Annotated in this window: 13 protein-coding genes; 11 read left to right on the top strand and 2 right to left on the bottom strand. The window is 68.8% G+C overall.

Going from position 1 to position 15,782, the window contains the following annotated elements:
- Positions 1-699: 699 nt before the first annotated feature.
- The 3 genes from ACFV0Q_RS01090 (at position 700) to ACFV0Q_RS01080 (ending at position 4,456) form a co-directional block, all read left to right on the top strand.
- Positions 700-1,677 carry a hypothetical protein gene (locus ACFV0Q_RS01090; RefSeq protein WP_384998462.1) on the top strand — a complete coding sequence of 326 codons (978 nt, stop codon included), beginning with the start codon at positions 700-702 and terminating at the stop codon, positions 1,675-1,677.
- A gap of 670 nt (positions 1,678-2,347) precedes the next feature.
- Entirely contained in the window at positions 2,348-3,724 is a 1,377-nt protein-coding gene (locus tag ACFV0Q_RS01085; protein WP_384998459.1) for a Fic family protein, read from the top strand.
- Between the two features lie 291 nt (positions 3,725-4,015).
- On the top strand, positions 4,016-4,456 hold the full coding sequence (locus ACFV0Q_RS01080) for a hypothetical protein (protein WP_384998579.1): 441 nt from the start codon (positions 4,016-4,018) through the stop codon (positions 4,454-4,456).
- On the opposite strand, the gene ACFV0Q_RS01075 is transcribed toward ACFV0Q_RS01080, so the two are convergent.
- Positions 4,432-4,653 (bottom strand): DUF2199 domain-containing protein, encoded by a 222-nt coding sequence (locus ACFV0Q_RS01075; protein WP_384998456.1) that lies wholly within the window; start codon positions 4,651-4,653, stop codon positions 4,432-4,434. The two genes, ACFV0Q_RS01080 and ACFV0Q_RS01075, sit on opposite strands and share 25 nt — an antisense overlap.
- 314 nt (positions 4,654-4,967) lie before the next feature.
- Between ACFV0Q_RS01075 and ACFV0Q_RS01070 the strand changes: the two genes are divergently transcribed.
- From ACFV0Q_RS01070 to ACFV0Q_RS01035, 8 genes are all read left to right on the top strand, one after another.
- Complete coding sequence (locus ACFV0Q_RS01070; protein WP_384998453.1) at positions 4,968-6,119, top strand: ParA family protein; 1,152 nt, start codon at positions 4,968-4,970, stop codon at positions 6,117-6,119.
- On the top strand, positions 6,116-7,384 hold the full coding sequence (locus tag ACFV0Q_RS01065; RefSeq protein WP_384998450.1) for a ParB/RepB/Spo0J family partition protein: 1,269 nt from the start codon (positions 6,116-6,118) through the stop codon (positions 7,382-7,384). Before ACFV0Q_RS01070 ends, ACFV0Q_RS01065 begins: the two co-directional genes overlap by 4 nt.
- A 945-nt stretch (positions 7,385-8,329) precedes the next feature.
- Positions 8,330-9,616, top strand: coding sequence for a hypothetical protein (locus ACFV0Q_RS01060; protein WP_384998447.1), 1,287 nt, complete (start codon positions 8,330-8,332; stop codon positions 9,614-9,616).
- A 289-nt stretch (positions 9,617-9,905) separates the two neighbouring features.
- Complete coding sequence (locus ACFV0Q_RS01055; protein ID WP_384998444.1) at positions 9,906-11,444, top strand: type I-E CRISPR-associated protein Cse1/CasA; 1,539 nt, start codon at positions 9,906-9,908, stop codon at positions 11,442-11,444.
- Positions 11,441-12,031, top strand: coding sequence for a type I-E CRISPR-associated protein Cse2/CasB (gene casB / locus ACFV0Q_RS01050; RefSeq protein WP_384998440.1), 591 nt, complete (start codon positions 11,441-11,443; stop codon positions 12,029-12,031). Before ACFV0Q_RS01055 ends, casB begins: the two co-directional genes overlap by 4 nt.
- Positions 12,028-13,389 carry a type I-E CRISPR-associated protein Cas7/Cse4/CasC gene (locus ACFV0Q_RS01045; RefSeq protein ID WP_384998437.1) on the top strand — a complete coding sequence of 454 codons (1,362 nt, stop codon included), beginning with the start codon at positions 12,028-12,030 and terminating at the stop codon, positions 13,387-13,389. The genes casB and ACFV0Q_RS01045 overlap by 4 nt, the downstream gene beginning before the upstream one ends.
- On the top strand, positions 13,386-14,231 hold the full coding sequence (gene cas5e / locus ACFV0Q_RS01040) for a type I-E CRISPR-associated protein Cas5/CasD (protein WP_384998435.1): 846 nt from the start codon (positions 13,386-13,388) through the stop codon (positions 14,229-14,231). The genes ACFV0Q_RS01045 and cas5e overlap by 4 nt, the downstream gene beginning before the upstream one ends.
- On the top strand, positions 14,228-14,959 hold the full coding sequence (locus ACFV0Q_RS01035; protein WP_384998432.1) for a type I-E CRISPR-associated protein Cas6/Cse3/CasE: 732 nt from the start codon (positions 14,228-14,230) through the stop codon (positions 14,957-14,959). The genes cas5e and ACFV0Q_RS01035 overlap by 4 nt, the downstream gene beginning before the upstream one ends.
- Positions 14,960-15,262: 303 nt before the next feature.
- On the opposite strand, the gene ACFV0Q_RS01030 is transcribed toward ACFV0Q_RS01035, so the two are convergent.
- Positions 15,263-15,781: a proline dehydrogenase gene (locus tag ACFV0Q_RS01030; RefSeq protein WP_384998429.1), complete on the bottom strand. Its 519-nt coding sequence runs from the start codon at positions 15,779-15,781 to the stop codon at positions 15,263-15,265.
- Position 15,782 lies beyond the last annotated feature (1 nt).

Raw genomic sequence — 15,782 nt, 5'->3', positions numbered from 1 at the left:
CCCGGTGCGGCCCCGTCGCTGTTCGCCCGAGACCCTCATGCCCAGTGAGGGCGCCCTGCGCCCGAGGGGTGCACCGGCGACCTTCAGGGAGCCGGGGCAGGGCGTGAGGGGGAGCGGGTCCAGGGCGCCCGAGCGCCTGGCGTGGGGGTCTGGGGGGCGAGGAGCCCCCCATGCCAAGGCCGGTCCAGCGCGGCCAGGCGCTGGCGGGGTCCAGGGGCTGGCCCCTGGGATTCGCGGTCCGCAGCCGACAACCGACAAGATTCCGGACAGAGTCTCCCCTGTCCGGACACCGCGCCTATTTCAGGTGTTCCGACTGAAAAGCGACCGACAGAATGCGGCTCCTGAGGCCCGAACTCAACTCACCCGGTGTGATGTGACGTTCCTGCACCCTGAAGGGCGTCAGCGGGCCGTACAGCGCTCTTTGGCCTCCGGAAGCCACCGTGCAGAGCCAGGAGAGGTAGGTGGGTACGCGGTTGTGACTGAGCGCGATAGTTGGCTCCTGTGCGCGATATATGTCTCGCGAGTAGCCGGCACAGACACGCCGAGCTGGGGGTTTCTGGGATGGCGATGGTCTGCGGCATGCAGCGGCCTGACTGCCAGGTGGCTTCACGTCGTCCGAATCGCGGATGATCGAATCTCTGTGGATCGACGGTGGGATGGTGTGGTGTGGGGGACTGGCGGACCGATCCGACGTTCGCGATGTGTCGGGCACTGGTGGACGGGGCGGATCTGGCCTCGTTCGCGGGAGGCCCGTTCGACATCCGGGCTGTCGTGGCGAGCATCCGGCCCGGGACCTGCGACGGAGCCCTCCTTGACGGCCTTCCCTGGGGAAACTTCCCTCACGGGGAGAAGGCCCGGGAGGCCGTTCACCTGCTGCGCACCGGAGACGAGCCGGCACGTGACTCGGTGGGTGTCCTGATCGGCATGTGCGCCGACGACAGCAGGGCCGCCGCCGCTCTCGCCGTCCCGTTCCTGATCCCGATCGCCACCGACCCACACCATCGACACCGCGCCGATGTCCTCCGTGGTCTCGCCGCCCCAGCCCGCGCTCGTTACTTCGGTGTCGCCTCCCGCGACGAATTCCTCCTTCACCGCTCCAACCCCCAGCACGACGACTACGACGACTACGGCGTCGAGGTGACCGGCTACCCGGCAGGCTGGTCGGTGGCCGCCGCCCGAGCCGCGATCACCACCGGAGCCCCCGTCCTCCTGCCTCTCCTCGACGGCTCCGACCCCGCCATGCGCATCGACGCCTCCTACGCTCTCGCCACCGCGGCCGACCCTGGGCATACAGTCCGAAGCGCTTTCGCTACCCGGTTCGCCAAGGAGCAGGACCCCATGGCCCGGGCCGCCTTGGTTCTCGCCATCGCAGAGACCACACGTGCCGACCCGCACCAGCCGGCCACCGCACGGATCCGCGAGCTGTGGCAGGACCGTGCACAGGCCCCCGAAGTCCGCCTTGCGGCCGCGATCGGCTGGCTCTGCCTCACCGACGAACTTGCTCCCGACGCCCTGCACACCTCCGTCGAAGCCTTGGCCACCGAAGAACGCGCCCGCGCCATGGACGCCCTGCCCTGGATGGCCGCCGCCGGACGCGGTGAGCCGGGGCTCCTGGACTGCGTCCGCCGCATGCTCCACCCCGAAGAGCCCGAACCGTCCGACGACCCCTGGGCCTGACTGCCCTGGGCGACGAGTAGCTAGCCCTCGACCACATCGCCTGCACACCTGCTCGTGTTCTGTGCATCGCAGTTGTCCTTTGGGGCCAACTACCGTGCTCAGTCACAGCGGTCAAGCCATGCTCGCGTTGTTGCGCGCAGGTGGATGTCAGCGGATAGGCGGGGCCTCGGCTCGGCCCAGCGCGATCCCGACGGTCTCCGGCCCTCGAGTTCCGCCTCCTTGCCCTGCCGGCGCCCCTGGGGACGGAGCTCGAACAGCGGTGGCACGTACGGGTCGGGCAGGGCTTCAGGTAGTTGTCACGGTGGCAGGCTCGTCCTCACCAAGATCGCCGGGTGCGACGTGCAGGTGTGATCGAGCGCTTGACGCTTGACACCTCCCACCTGCTGGTCCTTTGGAACAGGCCGAGGTGGATGGCATTGTCGGTGCCTCCGGATACGGTCCGGACGCCGGACGGAGATCGTGAGGGACTCGCGGCCATGGGGGGTGGGTGGGAAGGTCCCCGGAACCCGGCTCGGGACTGGATCCAAGGTTTTCCGTGTCCCCACCCCTCAGCTCCGACTGCCGCACACGGACGTCCGGTGCCACGCTGCGGCTCGACGCCGTGTGGTGCGCAGGTCCTGCGCTAATTCCCTTGAGCGCGTGCGGGAGGGACGTACAAGCTTGCGCAGTGATGTGCGAACTGACCCCATATTTTCTGCGCTGGGACGAGGTGGACCCTGCCCGTCATCCGTTCGACAGCGAGTCGGTGGCGCGGCTCGTGCACTCGCTCGGGCCTGCCCGGTGTGTGCCGTGTCGCCCGGACGTACCTTTCGCCAGCCCCGTGATGACTGCCTGGCGCCGGAGCGAGGCCGATCCCTGGGCCGATACGATGTCGTACGCCCTCGCCGAGTGTTACGGCCGCTGGGCCGTGGGCTGGCGCTGGTCGCACGACGAAGGGGACTACGACGGCGGGCCGGTCGGGTACTGGTGCTGTCCCCGGGACTCGATCACCACGCGCGAGGAGACGCTCGCCCGTGTCGTCGCGGCATTGTGCGAGTGGCGAGAGTGGCTGGAGAGCCTCGCCGGACGGTTCGAGGCCTACCCGCTGAAACTGGCCGACGTAGAGGACCAGCGGATCCTGTGGGAGTGCGCCGCGCGCAATCTGATCCTGCAGGTGGCCGACCGCACTGGCTGTGGCAGTGGCTGGTACGGGCACTGCCGTCAGGTACTCACCTGGTTCCTCAGCCACTGGGGAGTCGCACCGGACGACGCCCAGGAGTTGGTCGAACAGGCAATCGGCGGCCGGTTCCGGAGCTGGACCGGCCCGGACACCGACCTGGTGGACGACGTCGCGGAGCGGCTTGCCCTCTCGCTGCGGCCGGACAGCGGCGCGCGCGTCGACGCCATCGTGCCGGATCACCTGCGGAGCTGGCTCGCGGTGCGCGCGACCGTGCCCTGGCAGGACGTTGAGGATGTTCAGGACGGCGACGCGGGCCGACCGGTCGTCCCCTCGCGTGACGGAGCGGTGCAGGACATTCGCTCCATCGACGCGGCGGTGAACCCCGCTCGGGCGGAAGGACTGCTCGCCGCTCTGGAACTGACGCGGGCCGACGCCTCCCGTGGTGCCGCGCTCGACTTCGAACTGCTCAGCCGCTGGCAGCAGCAGGTTCTGAACGCCGAGCAACCACCGCCGTTCCGCAGCCTGCCCGCCTTCGCCAAGGAAGGCCGGGAGCGCTATGGCATCGGCCCGGACACCCGCGCCCGCTTCGATGCCTGCCTGGCGGAGAGCGCAACCGACGGCGGTCCGCACCTCCCCCTGGCCGTCCGCGCCGCGCGCGCCTATCTCGACGTCTGCTTCTTCCACCCATTCGATGATGGCAACGCCCGCTCCGCGTTCCTCGCACTTGTCTTCGTGCTTGCCCGTGAGGGAGTCGCACTCGACAGTTTCAGCCTGATCCGCCGCGTCACCTTCAAGGCCGACGACCTCCAGGACGCCCTCAGCCTCACCGCGTACGTCAACCTCCATCTCGCAGAGACCCGACGCGGCGCCGTCTCCCCCGGCTCTTAGCCGAGGCCGGCTCCTTCCGGGCGACTACGACGGCTTTCGCCCACGGGCCCGCGGACAGAGGTTCGCGCCTCCTCGGTCGCCCCGATTCGGCTCAGCATCTGGCCGACGAGCTGGAGAGCCCGCCCCGTGAGAGGAGCGGATCTGGCTGTTGGACTCCAGTCCTGATGGGTGAGGGCCTCGACCGCGGTGAGGACGGTCTCCGGCTTGTCGAACGTGATCGTGCCGGCCAGCCGTACGTAGTCGCCCCGCAGGGTCCGAATGTGGAGGCGTCCGGGGCCAGGATTCGGCCCCGTGCCGTTCGGTCACAGTCGCGATGGAGAACAGCAAGGACACCAGCGACATCCGCTCGCGCGGCGGGACCCGGTCGTCGGTCGCGAATGCCGCGAGAAGCGGCACGGCTTGATGCGTGTGCTCGTTGCAAGTGTCCTGGTGCAGGATTTCGTTGTAGAAGTCGGCCAGGAACTTCTGGTCGGACTCGAAGGGATCGTCGGCGAACAGGAGCTCCGCATGTGCGGGGGCCAGCCCGACGGCGAAGCGATCGGTCACCACGCCGCGGAAGATCTCGCTGATCCGTGGTCCGGGGCCTGGCTCAGCATTCGTCGTCGATGGGGTGGACATGGCGCAGACCCCAACTGCCACGGCATGTGTCTCTGGTGGTGGGGCTCGACCGGGGGCAGTCCTCCTCCTCATCCGCCTCCCGGCTCAGATCAGGCGTTGTCGGTGCTGGGGTGAAGAACGGTTTCGGCGATCCTGCGGACGCGGTCCAGGGCGATACCGGTTCGCTGTTCGAGCGCGAGGGGGTGGTCGGTGGGCTCCAGCTCGACGAGGGGGCGCTGGCCGACAGGGCGGGTGTGGACGTGGGTCTTCAGGTTGATGGTGGTGGGTCGATCAGGCCTTTGAAGAAGTAGTGCTGGGCCTGGATGACGCATTGGTCCGAGGTGAGCACTCTGTCCGAACGATCGGTGAAGCTCTGGTCCCACACATATGGGGCGGTCGCCGCGTTCCGGCCTTCAGCGGTGGCCCTGCCGCAGTGAAGCCGGGGCCCGAAGCATCTAGACCAGCAGCGGAGTTGAGGAAGACGGATCGGCAGATGGCCGGGGCCGACTGAGCTGCGCGACCGGACGGTTCCAGGCGGACTGGGGGTTGGCTCACCGTCGGTGAGGCAGGCCAAGATATCCCAGATCGGTCAAAATACCTGCGTGTACTGCTTGCCGCACCTAGCAAAGCGAGTAAGGTAACCGCTATGACCGCCCCTTACGACTCCTCTGACAGGGAAAAGGTAGTCGCTAAGCTGCCTCTGGCCCTGCGTCAGGAACTCAAAGTCCGTGCAGCCCAGCTCAGCGTGGGCATCCAAGACGCCGTGACCGAAGGCATCCACGCATGGCGGAGCAACCCTGACGCCGCCACAGCCGTCGACACCTCGGGCGGCCAGTCCTTCGCCACCTACCTCCCCGCCGGCCTGTACGACGAGTTCAAAAAGGACTGCAAGTCCCGCTCCGTCGCCTACAACCAGGGCCTGGCCCAGTCGATCCGGCTCTGGCTCGACACCCACCAGATGCCGAAGCTCATCCGCCCCGCACAGGTCCGCAGGTTCGTCGTCTGCAACCAAAAGGGCGGCGTCGGCAAGAGCGCGGTCAGCAACGGCCTCTCCCAGGCCCTGGCCGAGGCCGGTGCCCGCGTCTGCGTCATCGACTTCGACCCGCAGGGCCACCTCACCAGGCACCTGGGCCACACTCCCCTGGGCATCAAGGAACCGAGCCTGGCCAAGTACATGCTGGGTGAGGCGGAGGGCGACATCTCCGACCTGCTCGTCCCGATCGAGTACGAGCCGTTCCTGGGCCGCCTCTTCCTGCTCCCCGCATGCAAGGACGCCTTCCTCCTCGACGCCAAGCTGGCCACCACCCGCAACGTTCGGGTGAAGGAGACCGCGCTGGAGAAGGCACTCGAGGAGTTGGAGAAGCACTTCGACTACATCGTGATCGACTGCCCCCCGAGCCTCGGCTACACCATGGACACCGCGCTGTACTACGCGCGGACCCGCGACGGTGAGGACCCGCAGGCTTCAGGGCTGACAGTCGTCGTCCAGGCCGAGGACACCTCCGCCGATGCCTACGACATGCTCCTGGAGCAGATCGAAGACATGGAGGACGACCTCGACGTCACGATCACCCAGCTCGGGTTCGTCGTGAACCTCTACGACTCCCGCAAGGGCTTCATCGCCACTTCCTCGCTGGAGCAGTGGAGGGGATTCGCCCAGCCGCCCGTACTCGTGGTCATCCCCGATGTGAAGGAACAGCGCGAGGCCGTCCGTCTCAAGCGGCCCCTCCTCGAGTACGCACCGGACTGCGAGCAGGCCATCGCCATGCGCGATCTGAAGAAAGCACTGACGAAGTGAGCAAGAAGGACCTTCTGGGCAGCGGCGCCTCCTTCTCCAGCGCGCGCCGACCGAGCGAGCGCAGCGAACGTGGCCGCGCCAAGGCCATGGCACAGGGAGAGATCCCTGTGTACGAGCTCGCCAAGTTCCGGCTCGAGCAGGTCTCCCCCACACCACTCAACCCGCGTCGGAACTTCGGTTCGGCCGAGGACCTCACCCGGTTCGGTGAGGAACTGCGCCAGACGCAGCTCGCCGCGTGTGTCGTGGTGTCCCGCTCCGCGTACCTCGCCCTGTGGCCGGACCACGAAGCCGCCATCGGGGCAGTCGAGTACGTCCTGATCAACGGGGAACGCCGGTACCGCAGCGCCGTCCACGTCGGACTGGAGAGCCTCGACTTCGTCGTACGCGATGAGCTCGCGCGGAGCCGAGAGGACTTCATCGACCATCTCCTGGCGGAGAACCTCGACCGGGAGGATTTCGACGTCATCGAGCGCGCCCGCGGCGTCGCCCAGCTGGTGGAGATCTGCGCGGAGGAGAAGGAGTTCGGGTCGAAGTCGCGGGCCGCCGAGCGCCTGGGCAAGTCGCCGGCCTGGATCACGCACCAACTCGCCCTGCTGGAGCTTCCCGATGAGATCCAGGCCATGCTCAGCTCGGGGGACATGCCGGAGCGGGACGGCCGGGCGCTCGCCCGGGCCCTCAAGGACGACGCATCACTCGGGGCCGCCGATCTCCTCGCGCTGCTGAAGTCGTCCAAGGAGAAGGAAGCCCAGGCCAAGGAGCAGCAGCAGGCCATCCTCCGCGCGGCGGCCGAACCGGTGCCGGCGCCTGCCCTCCCCCAGGCACCGGTTGCTCTGCCTTCCCCCTCCCCCAGCAGCGACCAGCAGGCCGCAGCCATGGCTACAGCCCCCGAACCTTTTACCGCGGTAAAAGGTTCGGCGCCCTCTGCGCCTCCGGCGCCTTCCCCGCAGCAGGCCGCACCGACTACCGAGGCCCCCTCGGCAGTCAGCGCGACGCCTGCACCGAGCACCCCTGACGTCTCCCCCGGCGCCGTACCCCGCCAGGAGACACCGGAGCAGACGACGCCTGCCGCCCTGGAAGTCGAGTCCGAGACGACGGCAGCGGATCAGGAGTCGCAGGATTCCGGGTTCCTCGTCGACCTGCGTTCGCTGCCCCGGGTCCCGTGGCACGACGGCGGGGCCGTAGCGGAACTCGTCCTGCAGAAGATGGACCGGCCCCAGCTGACCGTGCTCCTGGAGAAGCTCCTCGAAGCCCACTCCGAGGACTGAAGCAGCGGCCCTCAGACGCTGAACCTTTTACCGCGGTAAAAGGTTCAGCGCCTGAGGGGAACCGGCTGCTTCGCTGAGATGGGCCCAACCCACATCGGTTGGGCCCATCTCAGTTTGAGATTCGCCTCTGCGGTGCGCCCGGCACCACGCCCGATTCGGCAGACAGGCCGAGCCGGGCGTGGTGTCCCTTCATGGCCCCTCGCCTGCACCCCGAACAAAGCCGTCGCACCACGACTACGGCACTTCGCTCGTCCTCTTCACCGGTCGGGTGCTCGTTCTTTGAGGGGACCTTCCCGCCATCGACCAGACCCGGCTCGACGCCCCATCGTTCGGCGAAACCACGATGAGACGGACAGGTTGCCCGGCCTCTCCCCTTCATCCGCCGGACAGGAGAGGAGTGCGCGAACCTTTTACCGCGGTAAAAGGTCTGGGGCTCAGTCATCGCCCAGACGTAGGTACTGACCCTGAACGCACCGGTCTTTGCCGCGCTCGTGAACCCGGAATGACGAGGCCCGAAGCAGCCTGGGTGAGCATCGAGTAGGCAGGCTGCCGGGCATCGAGGATCGCTGGGGTCCGCAGCGGAGCCAGCCGGTGCTGATGTAGCGGCGGGAGTAGGCCGCGGAGTTTGAGTTCCGGCGATCCGGTCGGGGCCGTGGTCGTCGTTGGAATGGCCCGGGCGTCTTCGACGACGAACCAACTCGGACGGCGATGGCCTGGCTCCGGCCGGGGGACCAGGGCTCGGGCTCGTCGTGGGTTCATCCCCCGCAGTGGCGGGGGAGCAGGGCCACTTTGGGCGTGACTTCCCTCGCGGCCAGGGTCCATCCCCGCGAGGGCGGGGGAGTGGTGTCACACCCATCATGACAGGTCAGAGGGTGCTTTCGTAGGACGAACGGCATAGGTGACGACCCTTGTTGGGCCCGCTCCGGGGCATCCAGAATCTCCGCTATGAATCACTCGCGGAAAGTCGATCAGGACGACATCATGCGGGCGCGGAACGTGCTGCTCGCGTCGGGACGCCGCACTCCGCGCGAGGAAGTCGACGCCTACCGGGTGCTCGCACAGGTCAGCCCCGCCTCGTATGTGCCGCACTTGGCCAGGGCGCTACAACGCCTGAGTTACGACACCAGCACCGCCAAAAAGCATCCAGCCTGTCTCGCGCTGCGAGAGGAGGCGGTGGCCGCGGCGCGGTCCATCGATCCGGCCGAACCCGCCCGGGCAGATGTTCTGTACCGAGCCCTCGACACGTGCCAGAGCGAGCTGTACAGCCTGGGTCGACGCGCCGAAGGGCTCGCCATGCGGGCCGAGATGCTCGCCATTGGCCGTGCACAGGCCGAACTGTCCGGAGCCCCTGTGGTCAAAGGGCTGCGTGAGTGGGCTGCCGGTCTTTCCGAGGAAGGCCGGTATGCCGAGGTTGCCGATGCCATGACCGAATTGGTCGCAGCGATCCTGCCCGACGGGTCCGGTACTGGGACTCTCGCCTGGTCACTCCTGGACTGGATTGCCGCTCTCCACGACGCCGGCCGGTCCAGCGAAGCACTCGCCGCGTTCGAGATGCTCGTCAGCATGGAAGCGGCCGAAGCGGCGAATGACCGCGGTTCGATGGCCTGTCATCTCTACTCGCTCATCGGGTACGCACTGATGCTCGATGCCTGCGGCCGAGGGGGGCAGGCGGCCCTCGTACGCCAAGAGGCGACGCTCGCCTTGCTGACGGAGTTGGCGGATACCGGGGAGCGGAAGTCCTGGAGCGGCTATCAGGCCTCGTTTTGGGCGGTGCTGCTGTCCTTCTCCGGTGCCGAGAGCGATCGGCCTGCGCCCGATGGACCGCGTCCGCCTTCGGGGGCGGCGCCCATACCGTGGTCGCCCGATGCCAAACGGCGCTACTACGACAGCCGTCATGCCCTGCGTGAAGAGGTGGACATCCTTGCTCCGCGAGCCGCCGAGGATCCGGACCAGCATCTGGCCGAACTGGTCCGGCTGCACCGGGTCCTCACCGTCCGCTCCGCCGTCTACTGGGAGCAGCGCACCCATCTGTTCGCGGAGCGAGTCCGCTCCCTGTTCGACGACGGAGTGGACCTGGCCCGCCGACTGTCTCAGCACGACCCGGTGGATGGAACGCGAACACTGGCCAGGATCCTGATCGACCGATCGACTTTCCACACGGCCGCACGCGAGTTCAGGCCCGCCCTCGATGACTTCCGCCAAGCCCTGAGCTACCTGGGGGAGATCGACTAAGCCGAGTCGACCAATGTCCGCCGCCCCGGCGTCAGCCGGGCCCGCCGAGAGGCTGCCGGACCCCGCTCTCACGAAGTGTGTCGCGTACCCAACCACCCCTTAACTGTGGATAGTTGGACTTTCCCGAAAGCCGCCGGATAGCCATTGTTCGCCTGCTAGCGTCCTGTCTCATTCCACCAAGGAACCGTTATGAGCAGAGAGCGAACGATGCACCTTGGCTGAATCACGCAACCTGAGGGACGGGGCGATACGCCCGCGATGGGATCCCCGGGAGTCGGCATGCGTCACCGTGCTGACCGACGACGACCAGCTTGTCGAGCTGAATCTCGTCGACCTTCTTCATGAAGCCGACGAGCTTCGGACGGTGGAGGGTTCCACTCCCGGGGAGAAGGTCGCGTTCATCGAGTTCCTGCTGGCCATCTGCTACGCCTCGGGGACCCGTCCGGCGTCCGCTGAAGAGTGGCCGGCCTGGGTCGACCAGAAGGACGCCCTCCGCCCCGCCGCGGACTGGCTCGCCAAGAACCGCGAGAACGAGGTCTGGGACCTGTTCCACCCCACCGAGCCGCTCGGGCAGAACTCGCTCCTCGCCCCTTTCCTCGACAAGCACGGGGCCGGACCGGCGCAGCTGGTGATCGAGCACGTGGGGGACTACAACCAGTTCTTCGACCACCACCACCTCGAACACCCGAAGCCATTACCCGTGGCCCAGGCCTTCCGGGCCATGCTCGCCCAGCACGTGTACGGACCGGCCGGCCGGGCCCGGATGTCCGGCAAGGACACGCTCGGCCCGACCATCACCAACCTTGCCGCCACCCGCCTCGGAAGCCGCATCCGGGTCCTCGCGCTGGGATCCACCCTCGGCGAGACCCTCCGCCTGAACCTGGCTCCCGTCTCCGGACCGCCCGACGAGATGAACCTCTCCTGGACCGCCGGAAGGGACCGCCGCGGCTTCAAGACGAAGCCCGGCGGCCGTCCCGTCAGCGGCCCGGCCGACCTGCACAGCTACCTCGGCCGTTCGGTGCTGCTGCGCCCGACACCGGAAGGGGACGCCGTCGACCGGGTACTGCTCGGTGCGGGCGAGCTGCTCTCCCTCAAGGAGGAGCACCTCCAGGACGCCGTGTACGCCAAGAAGGCCGACGGAACCACCAAACCCCTGTGGGCATCGGCGAGCCGCGCCGTGTGGCGCGACGCCCACGCCCTCTACGCCGCGGTCGCCGAGGCCCGCTCCTCGGCGGGCCGCAACGACGGCGACACCCTCTACCGGCGCCTGGCGCTCTTCCCTCCCGAGGACGTCGCCCCCGAACCCGGCCAGCAGCCCGCCCGCCGCGTCGAGCTGTGGGCGGTCGGGCTCGTGGCCAAGCAGACGACCGCCATCGCCTGGGTCGACGGCGCCTTCCCCTTCGCCCCGGGCCTGGAGGCCAGGCTCTACCTCGCCTCTCGACGCGGCTCGGAGATCGCCGAGTACGTGGCCACGGCGCTGAGCAGAGCGGCGTACGCGGCCTGGACCGTCGCCTACCGCAATCCCAAACCGGCCGACAAGGCAGGCCAGATCGCACGTTTCGACGCGCGCCGGATGCACTGGGAGGCGACGCAGGAGCCGTTCGACTTCCTCATGGACGAGACCACCATCGGGGAGCCCGTCCACGAGTGCCTGCTCGACTACGCCGCCACGGTGTCCACCGAAGCCCGCAGGTTCCTCACCGAGTGCCTCGATTCCCTGCCGAGGAACTCGCAGGGAGCCAAGGCACGGGCCGCCGCCCTGCAGCGGTTCGACGACGAGCTGGCATCGCCGAAGGCGCCGGCCGAACTCCGAGGGGAGAGGGCATGACGACCCACACCGAGTCCAAGCCCGGACCCGAGGCCGGCGAGAGCAGCACCGCCCTCACGGCCTGGCTCGCCAGCCTCGTGCACAACAGGAACTACGGCAGCCTCGCCGAGCTCCGTCGGCCCCGGGTCCGCAAGGAGCCCCACTTCCGGGCCATCTGGTACAGCCCGACCGAGGAACAGTGGGAGGTCTACGAGCAGGTCGCCTTCCTCTTCGCGGTCTACCACCAGGGTCGCTCGAAGCCCGCGTACGGCTACGGCAGCCTGGGCGATGCCGCCCGCCGGATCGGCAGCGGAGCCGGGCGCGGACCGGACGACCCGGGCGCGGCCCGGCTCGTCGACCGGATCGTGTCCAGCCGCCGCATCCCCTGGCGCCACCTCCAGCACGCCGTTGCCCGGCTGCGTGCCTGCGACCAGCCGCCGCCGTCCTGGGCCCTGCTCGCCGACGACCTCAGCCGGTGGCACGACCGCAAGGCCCGCGTCTCCTACGGGTGGGCCGTGGCCTTCCACATGTCCCGGTCCCGGTTCGCCGGGTCCCGCACCAGCAGCACGACCGTCGCCGACACGATCCAGAAGGGCACCACCAAGTGACCAGCAGCACATCTTCCGCCGGCAGCCCGTTCCTCTCCCTGCACCTGCTGGAGACGCTGGTCGCCGTGCTGCCCGTACGCGACGAGAACGGGTCCCCGAAGGCGATCGTCTACGGCGGCGCCGAGCGCCACATGATCACGAGCCAGGCACGCCGCCGCGCGGAGCGGGTCCACACCCGGGACCGCGCCAACGCGGGCGTCGGGGCCCTGGCCGGGCGGAGCACCGGTGTCCGGACGCGCGAGTGGGCCCTGATCACCAGTCGTGAACTGGTCTCCGTACACGGCTGGGACCAGGGCGAAGCCGTCCGCACCGCCCGTGCCGTCATCGAGGCCACCGGGCTGAAGTTCGGCGACCCGGGCAAGAAGACGGTCGCCAACCTGACCAAGGTGCTGCTGTTCGCCCCCTCCGACGCGGGTGCGCGCGTCGCCGCCCACATCCACGCACAGGCAGAGGAGCTCCGTCCCTGGACGGCGGAGTACCTCGGGGCCCAGGCGGTGCTGACGGCCGCCAAGAGCAAGAAGGGCGGCCGCAAGAGCGCCGAGCCGGAGCCCGCCGACACGGACGAGGCGGGGGAGGGGACAGCTGCCGCTGAATCCAAGCTGCCCGGCCTGCCGTCGGCGACCCGGGCCGCGGTCCTCATGGCGCTCGCGCCACGTGACGCCATCGACATCGCCCTGTACGGCCGCTTCCTGGCCGAGATCGCCGATTCCCCCAACGTCGACGGCGCCGTCCAGAGCAGCCACGCCTTCACCGTCCACGAGGCCGAACAGGTCGACGACTTCTACGCCGCCGCGGACGACGCGAAGCTCGACCGGAAGAAGAACGCCCTGGACTTCCTGGACGCGGCCGACGACGCCGGAGCCGGCATGACCGGCTACCAGTCGCTGATCACTGGCACCTTCTACCGGCATGCCGTACTTGACCGCCTGAAGCTGCGCAGGAACCTCCAGGCAGCCGGAATGACGGTCGAGGAGGCCGAGGAGGCGTCCGTCGCGGCCGAGAGCGAGTTCGTCAACGCCTTCGTGGACGCCTTCCCCGAGGCGAAGAAGAACTCCACCGCGTCCACCGGATCGCTGCCCGCCCTGGTCCTCGCCTTCGAGGGGGAGCGCCCGTACAACTACGCGGCAGCCTTCCAGTCGCCCGTTGACGAGAACCCCCTGGACAAGGGCGGCGAGGGCCCGGCCGGACCGGCGGCGGTCAAGCGGCTGCTGAAGCACCACGCCTTCGTCAGTAAGCGCCGTCCCGACATCAAGTCCGGCCGCGTCCTCACCTACGACCCGCAGATCGACGAACTGCTGGGCACCCTCAAGGCGGCGGGCGCGGTGCCCGTGACCTCCGCCGAGGAGCTGACGGCGTGACCCACGTCCTGCTTGTACGGCTCGCCGCACCCCTCCAGTCCTGGGGGGCGGCGAGCCGGTTCTCCCACCGCGACACCCACAGCCGGCCCACCAAGTCGGCCGTGATCGGACTGTGCGCGGCGGCCCTGGGACGGGACCGCACCGACCCCGTGGACGACCTCGCCCGGCTCGTCTTCGGCGTCCGCGCCGACCACCCCGGCACCCCGGTACGCGACTACCACTCCGTCGGCGCGGGGAAGTATCCGCTGCGACCGCGGGACGTCATCACCGACCACCGGCGGGCGGCAGCCGTGGCCAAGAGCATGGACGCCGCCGAGGGACCCGGTTTCGGCCACCACGAGCTGGCCGGGTGGTACGGGGCGCCGAAGAAGATCGCGGCCGACCCCGTCTCCGGCACGCTGGTCTCGGGGGAGCTGTCCCGTACGGCGCTGATCACCGAGCGCTGGTACCTGTCGGACGCGGCCTTCGTCGTGGGGCTCCAGCACGAGGACGAGGGGCGGCTGGAGGAGATCGCCCACGCCCTGGAGCACCCGAAACAGCTGCTGTGGCTGGGCCGGAAATCCTGCCCGCCCTCCGGCACCCTGGCCGCCGGCATCCTGCCCGGCACGATCGCCGAGGCCTTCACGGCCAAGCGGCTGCTGCCCGGCCCGGACGGACCCGACCCCTCCGGCCGACGCCCCTGGGCATGGATCCAGTCGGCGCCGGGCGCGCGGGGAGCCTCCCAGATCAACGACCAGCCGGTCAGCTTCGATCCCACGCTCCGGACCCACGCCACGCGCTGGGAGACCCGTACGCGCGTCACCATCGCCCCGACCGCCAGCGAATGGGACATCATCCCGTGAACACCGCACACAGCACATGCGCCTCCACGGCCCGTTTCGTCGCCACCCACTCCGTCCTGACCCTGAACGCCCGCCATCCGCTCGTCGCCAAGTCCCTGGTCGATGCCCAGGAGATGCACAGCACGGTGATGAGCGGGTTCCGCGGCTGGGTCGAGGACGGGGATCCCGAGGCCCGTTCCCAGATGGGTGTGCTGTCGACCTGGTCGGTGGACCTCAAGGCGGCGGCGCTCGTCCTGGTCGTGCAGTCCAGGATCCCGGGGGACTGGTCCCGCATCCCCCGCGCGGCCTTCACCGGCCGGCCGCAGATCATCACGGTCGACCGCACCTTCAAGGCGGGCGAGGTCGTCGGCTTCCGTACGGTCGTCAACCCGACCCACAGCAGGCCCTCCGGCAAGCCGGCCTCGGAGAAGGTGCGCGGCACCCGGACGGCTCACACCCGACCTGACCACGTCAAGAACTGGTTCCTGCGCCGCCTCCAGGCCGACGGCGAACCGGCGACGGCCGAGGACGGGGTGACCCGCATCGGCGCCACCACCGACCCCGACACCCTCGGGATCCGCATGCTGCCCACGGTCTCCAGCGCCCACCGGAGCAAGCCCGTGCGCATCGGCCGCGCCGAGATCCGCGGCTCCCTGACGGTCACCGACCCGGACACCCTGGTCACAGCCCTCTCCAACGGCCTCGGCCACGCCCGCGCGTACAGCTGCGGGCTGATCCTGACCCGCTGAGGACGCTGCGCTCGGGGAGCCGACCTTTTACCGCGGTAAAAGGTCGGCCCCCACACCCGTGCTCAACAATGACTCCCGCTCTCGCAGGATGAACTGGTCACGGTGCCATGGTGTGTCGCCGACTTCGGCCGCTCCCCGCACTCGCGGGGATGAACCTCGAACTCACAGCGGTCTCACCTCACGCAGGCTCTGACCTGCTCTTCTGAACATTTTCTCTTCTGCCTAAGCTTGCCGTTTAACGTTTTAGGCTGAACAACGCCTCAATCGCCCAACGGTCTGGGGGACGGGCTCGGAGTCCCTGGATCAGTTGGTTTTGCCGATGGTGCTGCGGGCCGCGAGGCGGAAGTCCTTGACGGCTTCGTAGAGGGCCCGCCCTCGTTCGGCGGCAAGGGCAATGTCTTCGGCCTTGTGGGTGGTGTTTCCCGCGTGGGCGTTCTCGGCCATCCGTCGCATGACGTGTGAGAGGTCGCTGGAGGCGACGGTGACGCGTTCCGTGACTTCCGCGACGGACGCTGGCCCTTCGATGATGACGACTTCGCAGGCTCGGTGGACCTCGCGGGCCAGGGTGATGAAGCGGCCTATCTTCTCGTCGATGTCGGGCAGGTTGGGTTGGTTTGAACGCAGCGCGTCGAGAACGGTGTCCATGGCAATGTCGCGGCTATGGAGAGCGCTCAGGTGGCCGGCGTATGCGTCGCGGCGATGCTGGCGGCTCCATTGTGCGTGCTGGGACCGTGCCTGAGCACGGCCGTTGACGATTGCGGCCCCTAGGGTGGTGGCGGAGCCGATGGCGGCGCCCAGCAGCGCAGCGAGTCCTGAGTCCATG

This window comes from Streptomyces sp. NPDC059564 (genome assembly GCF_042735575.1).
Classification (GTDB): Bacteria; Actinomycetota; Actinomycetes; order Streptomycetales; family Streptomycetaceae; genus Streptomyces.
Note: the sequence above shows the minus strand (reverse complement) of the source record. Positions and strands in the feature narration are given on the sequence as shown.